An 18,337-nucleotide genomic window follows, 5' to 3' on the forward strand; every position below is an offset into this window, starting at 1 on the left:
AGGCCGACCGCGCGGGCGGCCTTTTGGGGCTTCGGCAGTGTGCTGCGTCGTGGTGTTGGCGCTGCGCGCTGGCGTAGTGTCTTTCCCAGGTGCCACGCTAGGATAGTCGCCCGGCCGCGCGGCCGCCCGAAGGCCGGGCAGCCCCCTTGGGGGGCAGCAAGCTCACGCAGTGAGCGCGGCGTGGGGGCTCTTATACGCCACACAATCAATTTCTACCTTGGCGTCCACCATCAGGGGGGACTGCACGCAGGCGCGTGCGGGCGGGTTGTTGCCGAAGTATTCCTTGAACACCTTGTTGAACGACGGGAAGTCGCGGGCGTCGTCCAGCCAGACGCCGCAGCGGATGACGTGTTCGGGGCCGTAGCCGGCTTCTTTCAGGATGGCCAGGACTTGCTGGATGGCTTTGTGGCATTGGGCGACGGTGCCGCCTTCGATGACTTCGCCGTTTTCCATGGGGACCTGGCCCGAGACGTAGAGCCAGCCGTCGGCGGCGACGGCGCGGGCGAAGGGCATGTGGGAGCCGCCTTGGCCGGTGCCGCCGGCGACGCCGTAGCGGGTGATGCCGTTGTTGTCGGGGGTGGGTGCGTTGCTCATGTGGGCTCCTGGGTGGAAGAAGGGGTGGACGCGGCGAAGCTGGCGCGCAGGTCGCCGTTGCGGGGCAGCCAGCGGCCGGCGCGGTCGCCGGTGGGCTGGCCCTGGTGATAGGACAGGGCGCCGTTGACCCAGACGGCCTCGATGCCGGCGGCGGTCTGGACGGGGGCGGCGAAGGTGGCGCGGTCGATGACGGTGTCGGGGTCAAAGAGCACGAGGTCGGCGTGAAAGCCTTGGCGGATCAGGCCGCGTTCGGCCAGGCCGAAGCGGGCGGCGGACAGGCCGGTCATCTTGTGCACGGCTTCGGCCAGGGGGAACAGGCCGACGTCGCGGCTGTAGTGGCCGAGCACGCGGGGAAAGGCGCCCCACAGGCGCGGGTGCGGCATGGGGTCGTTGGGCAGGCCGTCTGAGCCGACCATGGTCAGGCGGTGCGACAGCACGCGGCGCACGTCGTCTTCGTGCATGTTGTGATAGACCGCGCCGGCAGGTTGCAGGCGCTGGGCGGCTTCGAGCAGGCTGACGCCCCAGTCGGCGGCGACGGCGGCGAGTTTGCGGCGGGCCTGTTCGGGGTGCGGCACGGACCAGGTGATGTCGATGTCGAATTCGTCGGTGACCTGCTTGAGGTCCAGCGTGGACGAGCTGGCGGAATAGGGGTAGCAGTCGCAGCCGACGTGTTGCAGGCGGCCGGCGTTTTCCAGCTTGAACAGCACTTCTTTGGTGCGGCCCCAGTTGCCGGCGCCGGCGCATTTCAGGTGCGACACCACCACCGGCACGCGGGCGTGCAGGGCGATGTCGAAGGCCTCTTGCATGGCTTCCAGGATGGCGGCGAATTCCGAGCGCAGGTGGGTGGTGTAGAGCGCGCCGAATTCGTCCAGGGCTTCGGCCAGCAGCTTGACCTCGGCGGTGTCGGCTTCGATGGCCGAGCCATAGGCCAGGCCGGTGCTCAGGCCGATGGCGCCGTGCGCCAGGGCGTCGCGCAACTGTTCGCGCATGGCCAGGACTTCATCGCGGGTGGCGGCGCGGTCCAGGCGGTCCATGTGGTTGTTGCGCAGGGCGGTGTGGCCCACCAGCGCGGCGACGTTCACCGCCGGTTGTGCGGCTTCGATGGCGCGGGTGTAGGCGGCAAAGGTGGGGTAGGCAAAGTCGTCGCGCTGCCCCAGCAGGTTCATCGGATCGGGCGGGTCGCCGCGCAGCGAGACGGGCGAGGCGCTGATGCCGCAGTTGCCCACCACCACGGTGGTCACGCCCTGCGACAGCTTGGGCAGCATGCCCGGGGTGCGGATGACGTTGGTGTCGTCGTGGGTGTGGACGTCGATGAAGCCGGGGGCCAGCGCCAGGCCGCTGCCGTCGATGACCTGGCGCGCCGTGGCGCCGGGCAGTTCGCCGATGGCGGCAATGCGGCCGTCGGCCAGCGCGACGCTGGCGACGTAGTCGGCGCCGCCCGAGCCGTCGAGGACGCGGACGTTGCCTATGAGGGTGTCGTACATCATGGTTTCCAGGTTCAATCGCCCAGCGGCAGCCGGTTGGGGCCGCCGCGGTGTTCGTCCAGCGCCAGCTTGATGCGGCGCAGGCGTTCGCGGTTCTCTTCTTGGTTCAGCATGGCCAGTTCGGTGGACAACAGGTCGATGGCCAGCATCATCGCGTAGCGCGACGCCGATGGTTTGTAGATGAAGTCGGTTTCGTCCGTGCGGATCGGCAGCACCACGTCGGCAAGCTTGGCCAGCTCGGAGGTCGCGTCGGTGATGGCGACCAGGCGCGCACGGTACTGCTTGACGATGCGGGCGGCGCCGACGATTTCCGGCGTCAGGCCCGAGGCCGACAGGACCAGCACGGCGTCGCGCTCGTCCAGCGTGGCGGCGACCATGCGCAGCAACACGGCGTCGCTGTAGACGGCAATGGGATAGCCCAGGCGCACCAGGCGTGACTGCACTTCCTGCGCCAGTACGGCCGATGCGCCGCCCATACCGAATACGTAGATCATGCGGGCGCCGTCGACGATGGACGCTGCGGCCTCGAACAGCGGCTCGGTGAAGTTCGGCAGGTGGGCGCGCAGCGTGCTTTCGATGTCGGCGTAGATGCGTGCGTAGAACGTGCTTTCCTCGGCCGGGGCGTTCTGGTCCAGGAAGCGGCTGCCCACGGTGCTGGCCTGGGCCAGCTTCATCTTCAGATCGCGGGTGTCGTCGCAGCCGACCGTGCGGGCAAAGCGAGAGATCGTGGCGATGCTGACGCCGGCCTTGGCCGCCAGCTGGTCGACGGTGGCGCTGGCGCTCCAGATGATGTTGTCCAGGATGGCGTCGGCCACCTTGCGTTCGGTCACGCTCAGGTCGTCCCGGCGGCTGCGGATCTGGAAGACGATGTCGCGGATGATGTTCATGTGCAATTCCTGGATCGATTCGGGCGGGCGTGTGTCCCTACGCGGCCAGCTCAGGGTCGCCGAGGCGCGAACAGGCCGCGAAATGGCCTGGCCCGACATTGACGTCGCGCGCTTCGGTGGTGGCGCAGGCCTCGATGGCGTGCGGGCAGCGGGTGCGGAATACGCATCCCGACGGCGGGTTGACCGGGCTGGGGATATCGCCCTTGAGCAGAATACGCGAACGCGGTGCGCGCGGATCTGGCACCGGCGCGGCCGACAGCAGTGCGCGGGTGTAGGGATGGCGCGGCCGGGCATAGACTTCGCTGGTCGGTCCGCGTTCCATCACGCGGCCCAGGTACATCACCACCACTTCGTCGCACAGGTAGTCGACCACGGCCAGGTCGTGCGCCACGAACAGCATGGTCAGGCCCAGGTCGCGCTGCAGGTCCTGCAGCAGGTTCAGCACCTGCGCCTGCACCGACACGTCCAGGGCCGATACGGGCTCGTCGGCCACGATGAAGTCCGGTTCCACCGCCAATGCTCGGGCAATGCCGATGCGCTGGCGCTGCCCGCCCGAGAACTCGTGCGGATAGCGGCGGCTGTGGTCGGCGTTCAGGCCGACGCGTTCGAGCAATTCGCCGATGCGCGCGTCGCGGCGGGTCTGGGCCAGGCGGTGGGTGTCCAGCGCCTCGCCCAGGATCTCGGCGACCGTCATGCGCGGGTTCAGGCTGGCGTAGGGGTCCTGGAACACGATCTGCATGCGGCGGCGCCAGGGCAGCATCTGCTTTTCGGACAGGTGCGTGATGTCCTGGCCGTCGAACAGCAGGCGGCCGGCGGTGGGTGCGAACAGGCGCAGCAGGGCGCGGCCGGTGGTGGTCTTGCCGGAGCCGGATTCTCCCACCAGGCCGACGATGGTGTTGCGCGGCACGTCGAAGCTGACGCCGTCCACGGCCCGCACCACCGGGGCGTTGCGGGCCTGCGACGTGGGGAAATGAACCTTCAGGTCCTCGATGCGCACCAGCGGATCGGCAGCGCGGATGGGCTGGGGGCTTGCGGTCATAGCGGGGTCACCTTGATGCAGCGGGCGCGGTGCTGGTCTTGCACCGTCACCAGGTCGGGCACGGCGCGCAGGCAACTGTCGTCAGCCAGCTCGCAGCGCGGCGCGAACGTACAGCCGGCAGGCAGCGACAGCACGCTGGGCACGTTGCCCGGAATGGCGCGCAGGCGCTCGCCGGAGGCCAGCAGCGCCGCGGTCGGCAGGCAGGACAAGAGGCCGCGGGTATAGGGGTGGGTAGGCTTTTCGAACAGGTCGTAGACCCCGGCGTCCTCGACCACGCGGCCGGCGTACATCACGGCCACGCGATGCGCGATCTCGGCCACCACGCCCAGGTTGTGCGTGATGAACAGGATGCTCATGTTCATCTCGGCCTGCAGGCGGCGCAGCAGGTCCAGGATCTGCGCCTGCACCGTCACGTCCAGCGCGGTGGTGGGCTCGTCGGCGATCAGCACGGCCGGGTTGCAGGCCAGCGCCAGCGCGATCATGACGCGTTGGCGCATGCCGCCCGACATCTGGTGCGGATACTCGTTCACGCGCCGGTCAGCCGCCGGAATCTCGACGCGGTCCAGCATCTCGCGGGCGCGCTTCATGGCCGCCGCGTGCGAACCGCCTTCGTGCTGCAGCACGGCCTCGGCGATCTGGTCGCCCACCGTGTACAGCGGATTCAGGCTGGTCATGGGTTCCTGGAAGATCATCGCGATCTCGGCGCCGCGGATGCGGCGCAAGGTCGAGGCCGACGCGTGGGCCAGGTCGTGTTCCTGGCCGCGGCGATCGCGAAAGCGGATCTTGCCCGCCTCGATGCGGCCGGCCGGCTTGGGCAAGAGGCCCATGATCGACAGGCTGGTCACGGACTTGCCGGAACCGGATTCCCCCACGATGGCCAGCGTTTCGCCGCGGGCCAGGTCGAAGGTGACGCCGTCCACCGATTTGGCGATGCCGTCGCGGCTGTGGAACCAGGTTTTCAGGCCTTCCACCGACAGCACGACGTCTCGGGTGCTTGCGGTCATGATTACAGCTCCTTGCGCAGGCGCGGATCGAGGACGTCGCGCAGTCCGTCGCCGACCAGTTGCAGCGACAGCACGGACAGGACAATGGCGATGCCGGGGAAGATCATGATCCAGTCGGCCGAACCCATGTACTGCTGGCCGGCGTTGATCATGGTGCCCCAGGTGGGAATGTCGGGCGAAACGCCCACGCCCAGGAACGACAGGCCGGCTTCGGCCAGGATCGCGTAGGCGAAGATGAAAGTGCCCTGCACCAGAATGGGCGACAGCAGGTTGCGCAGCACGTGCACCGTGACGATGCGCCAGGTGCTGACGCCCAGCGCGCGGGCGGCTTCCACGAACGGCAGTTCGCGGATCACCAGCGTCGAGGCGCGCACGATGCGGGCGAGGCGCGGCGTGTACACGATGCCCAGCGCGATCACCACGTTCACCAGCGACGGGCCCAGCGCGGCCACCAGCGAGATGGCCAGCAGGATGTCCGGGAAGGCCATCATGGCGTCGATCAGGCGCGACACGAACTTGTCGGCCGAGCGGAAAAAGCCCGCGATCAGGCCCAGGGCAATGCCCAGCACGCTGGACAGGATCACCACCGAGAAGCCCACCATCAGCGACAGCCGGCCGCCGTGGATGACGCGGCTGAACACGTCGCGACCGAAGTCGTCGGTGCCGAACCAGTGGGTGGCGCTGGGCGCCTTGAGCCGGTTCATGATCGACAGCTTGTAGGGGTCGAACGGGCTGACCCAGGGGGCCAGCAGCGCGGCGGCCACCAGCACGACGATGACGATCAGGCTGATCAGCACCGTCTTGCGCGCCACCAGCAGGCGCAAGACCTGCCAGCGGTCGACGCCGGACGTTGGGGAAGTTGCGATGGCCATATTAGTAACGCACCCGGGGGTCGACCAGCAGGTAGAGCAGGTCGATGAACAGATTGATCAGGACGTAGATCGCGGCAATGATCAGCAGTGCGCCCTGGATGACGGGGTAGTCGCGGCGCAGCACGGCCGACACCACCAGGCTGCCCACGCCAGGCAGGCCGAACACGGTTTCGGTCACCACGGCGCCGCTGATCAGCAAGGCAGTCGTCAACCCCAGCACCGTCAGGATCGGGATCAGCGCGTTGCGCACGGCGTGCTTCAGGATGACCTTGCTTTCCGGCAGGCCCTTGGCCCGGGCGGTGCGCACGTAGTCGTCACGCAGCACGTCCAGCATGCTGGCGCGGATGAAGCGGGTGATCAGCGCCGAATTGACCAGGCCCAGCACCACGGCGGGCAGGATCAGGTGCGACACGCGGGTTGCCAGCGAGGCATCGGGGCCGCCATAGCCGGACACCGGCAGCCAGCCCAGCTTCACCGAGAACAGCTGCATCAGCAGCAGGCCCAGCCAGAAACTGGGCACGCTGGACGTGAACATCGAGAACGACAGCACCGACTGGTCCAGCGTGGTGCCGCGCTTGACCGCCGACAGGATGCCCACCGGCAACGCGATGGCGGTGGCGATCAGCAGCGACATCAGCGTCAGCAGCAGGGTCGGTTCTGCGCGATCGGCCAGCGCCGACAGCACCGGCTTGTTCATGAAGATGGACTGGCCCAGGTCGCCCTGCACCAGCTTGCCCAGCCACGAGACGTACTGCACGGGCAGGGGGCGGTCCAGCCCCAGTTGATGTTCCAGCGCGGCAATGTCCGCCTGGCTGGCCTGGGGCCCGAGCATCACGGCCGCGGGGTTGCCGGGCGTGACGCGGATGATCACGAACACGATGGTCGCGACGATGAACATCACGGCCACCAGCCCGATCAGCCGGTTCAAGAGATAACGCAACACAGTGGAATCCTAAAGATCAGTGCGCGGACGGCAGGCGCCGGGCGGGATGGGCCGGTGTCGGCCCATCCCGGGGCCTGGCTTGCGGGGGCGGCTGTTACTTCGCCGACTTCCAGGCGTTCCAGAAGTACGGCCACGGCGCGGGCTTGACGCCTTGCAGCGACGGCGAGCGGGCGGCCTGGGCGTTGAAGTCGCCCACCTTCACGAAGGGGATTTCGTCGTACACGGCCTGCTGCACGTCGGCCCAGCGCTTGACGCGTTCTTCCTGGGTGCGGGCCTGGTTGAAGGCGTCCATCACCTGCGCGCGGCGCGGCGTGTCCCACCAGCCCGGCGCGTCCTTGGACGGGAAGTCGATCAACGCCGGTTCGGGCAGGAACACGCTATGGGTAATGAAGATGTCCCACACGGCGGGGTCCTGGCGGCGCTGGGTCAGCGTGGCCCAGTCCACTACCTGCATGTCCACCGTGAAGCCGGCGGCCTTCAGGTATTCCGCGGCCACCAGTGCCATCTTGTAATGGAACTCGTACTGCTGGCTGGTCAGGATGCGGATCTTCTTGTCTTGCAGATTGGCGCCGTCCAGCAGCTTCTTGGCGGCGGCGGTGTCGGCCTTGTTGTAGACCTTGCCGCCCAGCGACGTGGCCCAGGGGTAGCCTTCCGGATACAGGTCGCCGTTGAGCTTGTAGAACTCTTTGTTGCCGAAGGCGGCGTACAGCATGTCTTCTTCGTTCAGCGCCAGCTGCACGGCCTGGCGCACCGCCAGGTTGGACATGATGCCTTGCTTGGTGTTGAGCACCAGGCGGGGCCAGCCGAACGGCTTGAGCATCACCGGGTCGGAACGGCCGCCCTTGAGCTTGTCCAGCGCTTCGACCGGCAGCGAATCGACGTAGTCGAACTGGCCCGCGGCGGCGGCTTCGGAACGCGTGTTGGCGTTGCCGACCGGCACGAAGCGGATTTCGTCCAGGTATTGCTTGCGTGCGCCGCCGTAGCCGTCGGGCTCGCCTTCGCGCTGCTTGTAGCCTTCGAAGCGCGTCAGCTGGATGTACTGGTCCGGCACGCGCGCCTTGAGCTGGTAGGGGCCGGTGCCGACGATCTCGGTCAGCACCGGGGCGATCTTGCCCTTGGGCATGATCACGGCGGCGGCGTTGTTCATGGCCAGCAGCGCGGTCAGCGGCGCGTAGGGCTGCTTGAGCGTGATGCGGATCGTGTTGGCGTCGGGCGCTTCGATGTTGGCGATGACCTTGGCGGCCATCTTGCCGCGGGTGGCGGTCTCGGTCCAGCGCTTGAGCGAGGCCAGCACGTCCGACGAATCCATCTTGGAACCGTCATGGAACGTGATGCCCTGGCGCAGGGCGATGGTGTAGACCAGGCCGTCCGGCGTCACGTCGGGCATCTTGTCGGCCAGCAGCGGGGTCAGGTTCCACTTGGCGTCGAAGGTGTACAGCGTTTCGAAGAAATGCTGGGTCAGGATGCCCACCAGGTCGGCGGTGCTGCTCATCGGGTCCAGCGTCGGCGGTTCACCGATGGTGGCCACCGAAATCGTGCCTCCCTTGACCGGCGTGGCACAGAGGGCGGGGGTCGACAATGCGGTCAAGCCAATTGCGCCGGCCGCGAGCAGGCTCTTCAGCCCACCGCCTCGCCGGGAGGTACGGAAGTTCATGATTCTCTCTCCAGAGGGTCAAAAACAGGTTGTCGCGTAATTCGGAAAAGGCGCCGGGTTCCCCAAGTCTTCTTTTGCCCCCTCGGGGCCTGGCGCTAAGGCGTCAGGCTGGGGGCGTTCAGAAGAAGGTCTCGGCCACGTCGGTGACGCGGTACTGCTCGTCCACCAGCAGCACCTGGCGCCACTTGTCGAACGTCAGGCAGGGGTGGGAAATGTCGAAGGCGATCATGTCGCCGACCTGGATGTCGTCGGCCTCGCCGATCTGCATGAAGGCGTGCTGGTCCATCATGGCGGTCAGCTTCCATTGCGCGGGCGCGCCCTGCGGGGCGGCCTGGCCGGGGCGGTAGTGCAGTGACGGCGTCGGCAGGCCGGCGTCGAAGGCCGCGTCGCGCTTGCCCATGGCCACGATGGCGCGGCCCGGCTCGGGCAGCGATTGCACGTAGGCCCAGACTTGCAGCGCGGGCTGCAGGCCCGGCTCCATCTTGTGGGCCACGGGGTTGTGGGCGTTGATGCGTTCGGCCGCCGAGCGGTAGACGCCCACGTCGTGGGACAGGTAGCAACCCGGGCGCAGCACGATTTCCAGCGGCGCGCCGATGTCCAGCTGCGAGAATTCCTCGGCCACCACGTCGAACCAGGCCGAACCGGCGCCGGAGATCAGCGCCGGGCCGTGCTTGCGCAGGCGGCCGGCGGTGGCCAGGCCACGCAGCGCGTCGGTGGCGCGGCGCAGGAACGCGCGGATGGCGGCCTCTTCCTGCAACACGCCTTCGTAGACTTCGATGCCGGCCAGGGCCAGGCCGGGCCAGCGGCCGATTTCCTCGACCACGGCCTGCAGTTGCGCGTCGTCGCGCACGCCGGTGCGCCCGCCCGTGGGGCCCAGTTCGATCAGCACGGGCAGCACCAGCCCCTGCTCGCCGAAATAGCGGCCCAGCTGGGCGGCGTTGGCGGCAGAGTCGACGATGCAGAAAAAGGTGAAGGCGGGGTCGCGCAGCAGCTTGGCGATCAAGGCCATGTTGGCGCGGCCGACCAGTTGATTGGCCATCAGCACCCGGCGGATGCCGTGCTGGTAGGCGGCGGCCACCTGCGGGGCGGTCGCCAGCGTGATGCCCCAGGCGCCGTTGTCGATCTGGCGCTTGAACAGCGCCGGGCTCATGGTGGTCTTGCCGTGCGGCGCCAGCTTGACGCGGTACGCTTCCATGAAGCGCTGCATCCATTGCAGGTTGTGCCGCACCCGGGCCTCGTACAGCACCGCCACGGGCAGGCTGACGTCTTCGGCGAGCAGGTTCCAGTTCAGCGCCGCCACGTCGGCGGTCGTACAGGCCTCGGGGAAGGCGCCCAGGCCTTTGCCGTTGACGTCCAGAGGGGCTGCGGGGGAGGAGGAATGGGGCATGGTGGGCGCCTGTTTATGGAAAATATTTACGGCAAATCCGTTTTTTTTCATTATCGTGAAAAGAATTTACAAGCGGCAGTTGGGAGTTACCCGTAGGCGGCAGGTCGGACCGGTTGGCGCGACAATAGGCAATTCGCCGAGGAATTCGCGGGCCTGCGCGCCCGCCGCCCCATACAAGGAAGAGTCATGCTGAAAGTCGCTTTGGGCCAGTTCGCCGTCAGCCGCGTCTGGGAAGAAAACGCCCAGGTCTGTGTCGATCTCATGCGGCGCGCCCGCGAGGGCGGCGCCGGCCTGCTGGTGCTGCCCGAAGGCATCCTGGCGCGCGATATCACCGATCCCCAGATCGTCCTGAAGGCCGCGCAGCCGCTGGACGGCCCCTTCATGACGCGCTTGCTCGAGGCCAGCCGGGGTTCAGACCTGGCGACCATGATGTGCGTGCACGTGCCCACCGGCGAAGGCCGCGTCTGGAACACGCTGGTCACGATCCAGGACGGCCGCATCGTGTCGCAGTACCGCAAACTGCATCTGTACGACGCCTTCACCATGAAGGAATCCACCAACGTCACCCCGGGCAACGACATCCCGCCGCTGCTCGAACTCGGCGGCCTGAAGATCGGCCTGATGACCTGCTACGACGTGCGCTTCCCCGAACTGGCGCGCCGCCTGGCGCTGGACGGCGCCGACCTGCTGGTGCTGCCGGCGGCCTGGGTCCGCGGCCCGCTCAAGGAAAAGCACTGGGAAGTGCTGGTCACGGCCCGCGCGCTGGAAAACACCTGCTACATCGCGGCCACCGGCGAATGCGGCGAGCGCAATATCGGCTGCAGCATGGTGGTGGACCCCTTGGGCGTGGTCACGGCCCAGGCCGGCGAGGCGCCGGCCCTGGTGTTCGCGGACATCGACCCGGAACGCCTGGCGCATGCCCGCAAGGTGCTGCCGGTGCTGGCCAACCGCCGTTTCGCGGCGCCGCAACTGGCCTGACGGCTGACGCGGCCCGCAAGCCGGGCCGCGCGGTTGCGCAAGGGGCAGCGCCAGGCTGAAATCGGCAGCAGGGCCTGCCCCTGACCTGCGGCAGGGAACTGGTCCGGCATGGTGTAATACTGGCTTGATTTCCTTGCCGTCTTCCCCCATCTGCTGCCAATGAGCAACGATCTCTTCGCGGCCGATCCTGCGCATCGGCCCTATGTGCCCCTGGCCGAACGCCTGCGCCCGCGTTCGCTGGCCGACGTGGTCGGCCAGTCGCACCTGCTGGGCCCAGACAAGCCCCTGCGCGTCGCCTTCGAATCCGGCCGTCCGCACTCCATGATCTTCTGGGGGCCGCCCGGCGTGGGCAAGACCACGCTGGCGCGCCTGATGGCCGACGGCTTCGACGCCCAGTTCATCGCCATTTCCGCCGTGCTGGGCGGGGTCAAGGACATCCGCGACGCGGTCACGGTGGCCCAGGTGGCCCAGGGCCAGGGCCGCCGCACCATCCTGTTCGTCGACGAGGTGCACCGCTTCAACAAGGCGCAGCAGGACGCCTTCCTGCCCTACGTCGAAAGCGGCCTGTTCACCTTCATCGGCGCGACCACGGAAAACCCCTCGTTCGAGGTCAATTCCGCGTTGCTGTCGCGCGCCCGCGTCTACGTGCTGCAATCGCTTACCGCGGAAGAACTGCAGCAACTGGTCGACCGCGCCGCCGAGGCGCTCAACGATGGCCTGGAGGACGACGCCAGGATCCACATCGCACCCGATGCGCGCGAACAACTCGCGGCCTGGGCCGACGGCGACGCGCGCCGGCTCATCAGCGCCGTGGAAGTGGTGGCCGAATCCGCCCAGTCCGCCGGCCGCGACACGGTCGATGCCGAGTGGCTGGAAATCTCGTTGTCGCAGAACCTGCGGCGCTTCGACAAGGGCGGCGACGCCTTCTACGACCAGATCAGCGCGCTGCACAAGTCGGTGCGCGGCTCCAACCCCGACGCCGCGCTGTACTGGTTCTGCCGCATGATCGACGGCGGCGCCGACCCGAAATACCTGTCGCGCCGGCTGGTGCGCATGGCCGTCGAGGACATCGGCCTGGCCGATCCGCGCGCCACCGACCTGGCCGTGAACGGCGCCGACATCTACGAACGGCTGGGTTCGCCCGAGGGCGAATTGGCGCTGGCCCAGGCGGTGGTCTACATGGCCTGCGCGGCCAAGTCCAACGCCGTCTACAACGCCTACAACCAGGCCCGCAAGTTCGCGGCCGAGCACGGCAGCGCGCCGGTGCCCATCCACCTGCGCAATGCGCCCACCAAGCTCATGAAGCAACTGGGCCACGGCAAGGCCTATCGCTATGCCCACGACGAGCCCCATGGCTACGCCGCGGCCGAGCAATATTTCCCCGATGGGCTCAATCCGTCCTTCTATCGGCCAACCGATCGCGGCCTGGAGGCTAAAATCCAGCAAAAGTTGGCATTTCTGCGCCAGCTGGACGCAGAAGAACGTGCCAAGAAACGGTAACGGGCGCCGCCCGTTGCTTCTCGCAACCTCACCGACACCACTATGCTAGACCCGATACTGCTGCGCAAAGACCTGCAAACCGTCGTAGACCGCCTCAAGAGCCGTGGCGTGTCCTTCGACACGGAACGGTTCAACGAGCTGGAATCTCGCCGCAAGGCCGTCCAGACCGAAACCGAATCCCTGCAGGCCCGCCGCAACGCGCTGGCCAAGCAGATCGGTCAGCTCAAGGCCAAGGGCGAAGACGCCAGCGCCGTCATGGCGGAATCGCAGGCCGTGCCCGAACGCCTGAAGCAGCTGGAAGAGGAACTGGCCTCCTTGCAGCAGCCGCTGAACGAGCTGCTGATGTCGGTGCCGAACCTGCCGCACGCCAGCGTGCCGCTGGGCGAATCGGCCGACGACAACGTCGAAGTCCGCCGCTGGCTGCCCGCCGCGGCCGGTGCCGACGGCAATCCGCAGCCGCTGGCCTTCGAGGCCCGCGACCATGTGGCCATCGGCGAACCGCTGGGCCTGGATTTCGACATGGCCGCCAAGCTGTCGGGCGCGCGCTTCTCGTTCATGCGCGGCCCCATCGCCCGCCTGCACCGCGCGCTGTCGCAGTTCATGCTGGACCTGCAGACCGGCACCCACGGCTACACCGAGTGCTACACCCCGTACATCGTCAACGCCTCGACCCTGTACGGCACGGGCCAGCTGCCCAAGTTCAAGGACGACATGTTCGCCGTGTCCAAGGGCGGCGGCGACGACGATCCCAAGGTCGACGAGCACGGCAAGCCCTTCGTGCGGGAAGACCAGTACCTGATTTCCACCTCGGAAATCACGCTCACCAGCGTGGCGCGCGACACCATCCAGGCTGCCGCCGACCTGCCGCTCAAGCTCACCGCCCACACGCCGTGCTTCCGTTCCGAAGCCGGCAGCGGCGGCCGCGACACCCGCGGCATGATCCGCCAGCACCAGTTCGACAAGGTCGAAATGGTGCAGATCACGCAGCCGGACCAGTCCTACGCGGCGCTCGAAGACATGGTCGGTCACGCCGAACGCGTGTTGCAGCTGCTGGGCCTGCCGTACCGCGTGGTGCTGCTGTGCACCGGCGACATGGGTTTCGGCTCGGCCAAGACGTACGACCTGGAAGTCTGGCTGCCGGCGCAGAACACCTGGCGCGAGATCTCGTCGGTGTCCAACTGCGAAACCTTCCAGGCCCGCCGCATGCAGGCGCGTTTCCGCAATGCCCAGGGCAAGCCGGAATACGTGCACACGCTCAACGGTTCCGGCCTGGCCGTGGGCCGCGCGCTGGTGGCCGTGCTCGAAAACCACCAGCAAGCCGATGGCAGCGTCCTGGTTCCCGAAGCGCTGCAGCCGTACATGGGTGGCCTGACGGTATTGAAGCCCTGACGCCTGTCGAGGTATTCGCAAAATAAAAAAACGGAGCCTCGGCTCCGTTTTTTTATTGCCGTTGGCAATGAATGGCTTGTCCCGCCGCGCGCCATACGCCACAAGGCGGATGGAGCGAATAACCCCGCCTGCCTATCATCGAGACATATTTCTGACTTGTTGGGAGATTATGCTCAACGCGTGAGTGCTTGATTTTGATGTGAGCAATTGTGTATTTTCAATAAAAGGGCCAGATAGTTACGGCACAATACGCATGCGTTCTACACGCTTCATTCACTTATATAACAAGGAGTTGTCCATGACTTCAAGAATGATTGGAGATTTTCGTGTGAGATGCTCTGTGGCTCAAGATGACGAGCAGGGCTTCCGCGTGCAGATATGGACTCGCCGCGTAGGCGGAACCGCACCGGAAAAATGCTGGACCGTGCCGGGACAGGCACCGTTCGCAAGCTTGCACGAAGCAGAACAGGAAAGCCGGCAATTGTTTGAAGAAATCAATGGTGTGCGTTTCAACGGTGAACCGGAGTTTGCTCATGCGTCCGCATAATGGCTGGTGGCGGGCGTCGAGTGCGCCGCGCCGCTGGATCGATCTTGTTCAAGAAACGCCGCGTTGGGCTGATGGCAAGCCCACCCCGGCGCCGCAGCATCCGCCCGTCGTCTCGGCAGGCAAACCCGTCCAGGCTCCCGCAGCCTGACACGCTTTCTCCGGGGTACCGGAAATTGCCCCGCAGAAAAAAAGGCCACTCGCTAGAGTGGCCTTTGTTTTGCAGGGTACGCCGGCAGGGCCTGCCGGCGAGGCATCAACGGCGCCAGTCGCCGCGGCCGTGGTAATAACCCGGGCCGGGGCCGCGGTAGTAGCCGTGGCCATGGCCGCGCCAGTAGCCGCCGCCGCGGATGTAGACCGGGGCGGGGTAGACCACCGGGGGCGCGACGTAGACGGGCGCCGGACGGTAATAGACCGGGGGCGGCGGCGCGTAGACCGGCGCCGGCGCCACATAGACGGGGGCGGGGGCGACATACACCGGGGCCGGGTAGACCACCCCGGGCACGCCGATGGAGATCCCGACGTCCACGCGAGCCAACGCGACGCTGGAGATCAGCAGACCCGCTGCACCCACACCTGCGATTAGCCATTTTTTCATGTTGCACCTGCCTACTGCGTGACGCAGCAAAGTTGAGTATTCGTTAGGACCATTTTCGGTCTTTTCGGTTCGGCGTGGGTAAGCGGGCCTGCCTCAATAGCGACAATCCGCAACGGTTGCCGCGCGCCTGGCGATCCGCTTGTTGCGTTGCCGCAGATCCGTCCCGCTCTGGTAAACCCGCAGTTGAAATCGACTGAAATACGGCGGAATGCCTTGACGTCCCGAGGCGGGGTTACAGGCGGTCACCATCGGGGCGCGGCGATTCCCATGATGGCAACACCGGTACGCCTGCCCTGGGGGGGCGGGTCAGGCCTCGCCGGGTTGCTGGCAGCGGAATTCCACGACCCAGACCCAGGGATTGGCGGCCCAGGCGTGAGCGCCGTAGCGTTCGCACCAGGTCAAGGCAAACGCTGTTTGCAATGGCACCCCGGGCAAGAGCGCGGACGATTGGTAGAGCGCTTGCGTGCCTTCGGCGCGGGCGTCGGCGTCCGACAGTTTCTGCAGGCGCTGGATGCGCACGCCGACCACGACCGCGGTGGCAAATGGCTTGCCCATTTCGTCGGTGAGGATAATGCTCTCGCCCGATTTTCCATACGGGCAACTGACCCATGGCGAGGTCTTGCGCAGTTCTGCCGAGCCGTCCTTGGCGGGCCCCATGGCGACCCATTTCCCGGAATCGGATGCATCCGCATACCAGGCGGTGGTGAGCTTGGTGGGCTGCGGTTTGACGATGCGCCGGGTTTGCACCTTATAGCCGTCCAGGATGGCTTGCTTGAGCGGCTCGCTGAATTGAAGTGCCTGCCTTTTCATACGCTCGCTGTTCCCCTCACGATCAACGCTTGCGCGCTAATGATGCTGCGGCCGAGTCGACGCGTGCCAACATGGCGGGCTTTATGAAGCCTCGCACGAACAGTATGACGCGTCGTCGCCGCCATGTCAGGCAAAGGGTTAATTGTGTGTCTTTTTGAATACGCCCGGGCGTTGTTTGTATACTCGAACCATGAACACAGACCTGCATGATCTCAAGCCCGGTTACTACTGGTACACCATGGCCTCCGACCCGCTGGCCGTCATCCATATCCATGAAGACGGCGGCGCCACGCTCATGGGCACCGACTATCGCCTGGGCGCCGAAGGCGTGGCCGACATGATTCGCCAGGGACAGCGTTTCTTCTGGATCGAACCGCCGCAGCAAGCCTGAGCCGGCGCGGCCCTGGCGCCGCGCATCGCCTGCACTGCGCGTCAAGGACGCTTCCATGACTGACCTGTTGTTGAACAACGTTCGCCTGCCTGACGGCACCGCGGCCGACGTGCTGGTAAGCCGCGGCCGTATCGAACGCATCGGCCCCAACCTGCAAGCGCCTGCCGGCGTGCCGCATGAAGCGGGCGACGGCGCGCTGCTGCTGCCCGGGCTGGTGGAAGGGCATACCCATCTGGACAAGACCACCTGGGATTCGCCCTGGTACGTGAACCAGGTGGGGCCGGCCCTGACCGACCGCATCGACAACGAGCGCGCCTGGCGCGCCGCCAGCGGGCACGACGCTGCCGCCCATTCGCGTGCCCTGGCGCTGGCCTTCCTGCGCGAAGGCACGACCCGCATCCGCAGCCATGTCGACGTCGATACCGACGCCGGGCTGCGCCATCTGGACGGCGTGCACCAGACCCGCGAAGCGCTGGCCGGACAGGTGGAAATCCAGACCGTGGCGTTCCCGCAGTCGGGCCTGTTGATCCGGCCGGGCACCGCGGCGCTGCTGGACCAGGCGCTGGCGCAAGGCGCCGACGTGCTGGGCGGGCTGGATCCGTCCGCCATCGACCGCGACCCGGCGCAGTCGCTGGACGTGCTGTTCGGGCTGGCCGACAAGCATGGCAAACCCATCGATATCCATCTGCACGAGCCCGGAGACCTGGGCGCCTTCACGCTCGACCTGATCCTGGATCGCACGCAGGCCTTGGGCCTGGCCGGCCGGGTCGTCATCAGCCATGCATTCTGTCTGGGCGCGGTCGATGCCAAGCGCCTGGACGGCCTGCTCAAGCGCATGGCCGCGCTGGACGTGGCCGTGCTGACCACGGCGCCGCCGTCGCGTCCCGTGCCGGCCGTGCGCGCCTGTCGCGAGGCCGGCGTCACGATCTTTGGCGGCAACGACGGCATCCGCGATACCTGGACGCCCTATGGCAGCCCCGACATGCTGGCGCGCGCCATGATGATCGGCCTGCGCAACGACCTGCGCCGCGACGACGAAGTGCAATGGGCGTTTGATTGCGTCAGTGCCGGCGCGGCCCGTGCCTGTGGCTTTGCCGACTACGGTCTGACGCCGGGCGCGCGCGCCGACCTGGTACTGGTACAGGCCAGCGGTGTGGCCGAAGCCGTGGCGCAACGCGCGCCGCGCCGTCTGGTGGTGTCAGGCGGCCGCGTCGTGGCGCGCCATGGCCAATTGCTGGGCGACGTGGCGGCCTAGCGTTCGGCCAGTTCCACGAACGCCCGCATCAGTTCCGAGCGCACGCCCGAACGCGGCCAGATCGCGCCGACCGTGCGCGTGGGGCAGGGCGCGGGCAGCGGCCACCGCTTGACGGGCGCGGTCGATGCGCCCGTGGTGGCCCAATCGGGCAACAGCGCCACGCCCAACCCTTCCGACACCAGCTTGGCGATGGAATCGATGCCGTCCAGCTCGAACCGTACCTGCGGACGCAGGTTGCGGGCGCGCAGGTAGTCGTCGGCCATGCGGCCGCCCACCACGCTGCGGTCGTAGCGGATATAGGGCTCGCGTGCGATCACGGCCAGCGGGTCGTCCACCACCATGTCCACCGGCGTCACCAGCACCAGCGGCTCGCGCCGCAGGTCGCGCCAGACGCAGGATTTCGGCAGCGTGAACATGGGGTGCACCAGCAGCGCACCGTCCAGTTCGCCGGCCAGCACCTTGCTGTAGAGCAGGGTGGTGGGCGCCGGTTCGATGTAGATCTCGATATGCGGGTGGCGCGCCGCCCAGGTGCGCAGCACGGGCGGCATGATGCCGGTCAGGGCGGTGGGCGTGGCGCCCAGGCGCAGCGGGCCGGCGGGCAGGTCCGATTCGGTGGCGGCCGAGCGCAGGTCGCGCAGATCGCGCAGCACGTTGCGGGCGCGTTCCAGGATGCGGGTGCCGGCCGCGGTGGGCTTGACGGTGCGGCCCGACCGCGCGATGAGCGCGCTGCCCATGTCCGCTTCCAGTGCGCGCAGCCGCTGCTGCACCGTGGCGGGCGTCAGCCCCTGATGGCGGGCCGCCTGCGCGATGGAGCCCAGTTCCACCACGTGTACATAGGTCTGCAGAAATCTCGAATCCACGGGAGAGCGCTCTTGGAAGATGTTTTTTCCATATTCTAAAGATGGTTCAGGATAATTGTTTGTTTCTTTGCTGAGGGCAAGAATGCGGTTCAGCGTTGCGCCGGCGCAAAGCGCGCCGGCGGCGTAACCCGCACTATTCCCTTATCAG

Annotated in this window: 18 protein-coding genes; 6 read left to right on the forward strand and 12 right to left on the reverse strand. The window is 67.1% G+C overall.

From position 1 onward, the window contains the following. Positions 1-162: 162 nt before the first annotated feature. The 9 genes from HV798_RS00280 to HV798_RS00320 form a co-directional block, all read right to left on the reverse strand. Positions 163-594: a RidA family protein gene (locus tag HV798_RS00280; RefSeq protein ID WP_175190871.1), complete on the reverse strand. Its 432-nt coding sequence runs from the start codon at positions 592-594 to the stop codon at positions 163-165. Further along, positions 591-2,078 carry an N-acyl-D-amino-acid deacylase family protein gene (locus HV798_RS00285; RefSeq protein WP_175191112.1) on the reverse strand — a complete coding sequence of 496 codons (1,488 nt, stop codon included), beginning with the start codon at positions 2,076-2,078 and terminating at the stop codon, positions 591-593. The genes HV798_RS00280 and HV798_RS00285 overlap by 4 nt, the downstream gene beginning before the upstream one ends. A gap of 14 nt (positions 2,079-2,092) precedes the next feature. Next, positions 2,093-2,965 carry a MurR/RpiR family transcriptional regulator gene (locus tag HV798_RS00290; RefSeq protein WP_175190872.1) on the reverse strand — a complete coding sequence of 291 codons (873 nt, stop codon included), beginning with the start codon at positions 2,963-2,965 and terminating at the stop codon, positions 2,093-2,095. Positions 2,966-3,002: 37 nt separating this feature from the next. Next, entirely contained in the window at positions 3,003-4,004 is a 1,002-nt protein-coding gene (locus HV798_RS00295; protein ID WP_175190873.1) for an ABC transporter ATP-binding protein, read from the reverse strand. Continuing rightward, positions 4,001-5,008: an ABC transporter ATP-binding protein gene (locus HV798_RS00300; RefSeq protein WP_175190874.1), complete on the reverse strand. Its 1,008-nt coding sequence runs from the start codon at positions 5,006-5,008 to the stop codon at positions 4,001-4,003. The genes HV798_RS00295 and HV798_RS00300 overlap by 4 nt, the downstream gene beginning before the upstream one ends. Positions 5,009-5,010: 2 nt before the next feature. Further along, entirely contained in the window at positions 5,011-5,880 is an 870-nt protein-coding gene (locus HV798_RS00305) for an ABC transporter permease (RefSeq protein ID WP_025136905.1), read from the reverse strand. A gap of 1 nt (position 5,881) precedes the next feature. After that, the gene (locus tag HV798_RS00310) at positions 5,882-6,823 is read right to left on the reverse strand and encodes an ABC transporter permease (RefSeq protein ID WP_025136906.1); all 942 of its coding nucleotides are present in this window, start codon (positions 6,821-6,823) and stop codon (positions 5,882-5,884) included. 94 nt (positions 6,824-6,917) lie between these two features. Continuing rightward, positions 6,918-8,477, reverse strand: a complete 1,560-nt coding sequence (locus tag HV798_RS00315) for an ABC transporter substrate-binding protein (protein WP_029953681.1) — start codon at positions 8,475-8,477, stop codon at positions 6,918-6,920. A gap of 118 nt (positions 8,478-8,595) precedes the next feature. Further along, positions 8,596-9,864: an amino acid deaminase gene (locus HV798_RS00320; RefSeq protein WP_175190875.1), complete on the reverse strand. Its 1,269-nt coding sequence runs from the start codon at positions 9,862-9,864 to the stop codon at positions 8,596-8,598. Between the two features lie 186 nt (positions 9,865-10,050). On the opposite strand from HV798_RS00320, the gene HV798_RS00325 reads away from it, so the two are divergent. From HV798_RS00325 to HV798_RS00340, 4 genes are all read left to right on the forward strand, one after another. Next, complete coding sequence (locus tag HV798_RS00325) at positions 10,051-10,842, forward strand: deaminated glutathione amidase (protein WP_175190876.1); 792 nt, start codon at positions 10,051-10,053, stop codon at positions 10,840-10,842. A 159-nt stretch (positions 10,843-11,001) separates the two neighbouring features. Continuing rightward, positions 11,002-12,342 carry a replication-associated recombination protein A gene (locus HV798_RS00330; protein WP_175190877.1) on the forward strand — a complete coding sequence of 447 codons (1,341 nt, stop codon included), beginning with the start codon at positions 11,002-11,004 and terminating at the stop codon, positions 12,340-12,342. A gap of 42 nt (positions 12,343-12,384) precedes the next feature. Further along, the gene (gene serS, locus HV798_RS00335; RefSeq protein WP_175190878.1) at positions 12,385-13,731 is read left to right on the forward strand and encodes a serine--tRNA ligase; all 1,347 of its coding nucleotides are present in this window, start codon (positions 12,385-12,387) and stop codon (positions 13,729-13,731) included. A 298-nt stretch (positions 13,732-14,029) separates the two neighbouring features. Next, positions 14,030-14,278: a hypothetical protein gene (locus HV798_RS00340; protein ID WP_082380555.1), complete on the forward strand. Its 249-nt coding sequence runs from the start codon at positions 14,030-14,032 to the stop codon at positions 14,276-14,278. Positions 14,279-14,531: 253 nt separating this feature from the next. Here HV798_RS00340 and HV798_RS00345 read toward each other — a convergent pair whose 3' ends face one another. Continuing rightward, a complete protein-coding gene (locus tag HV798_RS00345) occupies positions 14,532-14,873 on the reverse strand; it encodes a virulence factor (protein ID WP_025136912.1) in 342 nt (113 codons plus the stop codon). A 306-nt stretch (positions 14,874-15,179) separates the two neighbouring features. Continuing rightward, the gene (locus HV798_RS00350; RefSeq protein ID WP_175216317.1) at positions 15,180-15,683 is read right to left on the reverse strand and encodes an ASCH domain-containing protein; all 504 of its coding nucleotides are present in this window, start codon (positions 15,681-15,683) and stop codon (positions 15,180-15,182) included. A gap of 190 nt (positions 15,684-15,873) precedes the next feature. On the opposite strand from HV798_RS00350, the gene HV798_RS00355 reads away from it, so the two are divergent. Then, positions 15,874-16,074, forward strand: coding sequence for a hypothetical protein (locus HV798_RS00355; protein WP_042884660.1), 201 nt, complete (start codon positions 15,874-15,876; stop codon positions 16,072-16,074). Positions 16,075-16,129: 55 nt separating this feature from the next. Then, positions 16,130-17,329, forward strand: coding sequence for an amidohydrolase family protein (locus HV798_RS00360; RefSeq protein WP_175190880.1), 1,200 nt, complete (start codon positions 16,130-16,132; stop codon positions 17,327-17,329). Here the strand turns inward: HV798_RS00360 and HV798_RS00365 are convergent. Continuing rightward, the gene (locus HV798_RS00365) at positions 17,326-18,189 is read right to left on the reverse strand and encodes a LysR family transcriptional regulator (RefSeq protein ID WP_025136915.1); all 864 of its coding nucleotides are present in this window, start codon (positions 18,187-18,189) and stop codon (positions 17,326-17,328) included. The genes HV798_RS00360 and HV798_RS00365 overlap by 4 nt on opposite strands. Positions 18,190-18,337 lie beyond the last annotated feature (148 nt).

This window comes from Achromobacter deleyi (assembly GCF_902859705.1).
Classification (GTDB): domain Bacteria; phylum Pseudomonadota; class Gammaproteobacteria; order Burkholderiales; family Burkholderiaceae_B; genus Achromobacter; species Achromobacter deleyi.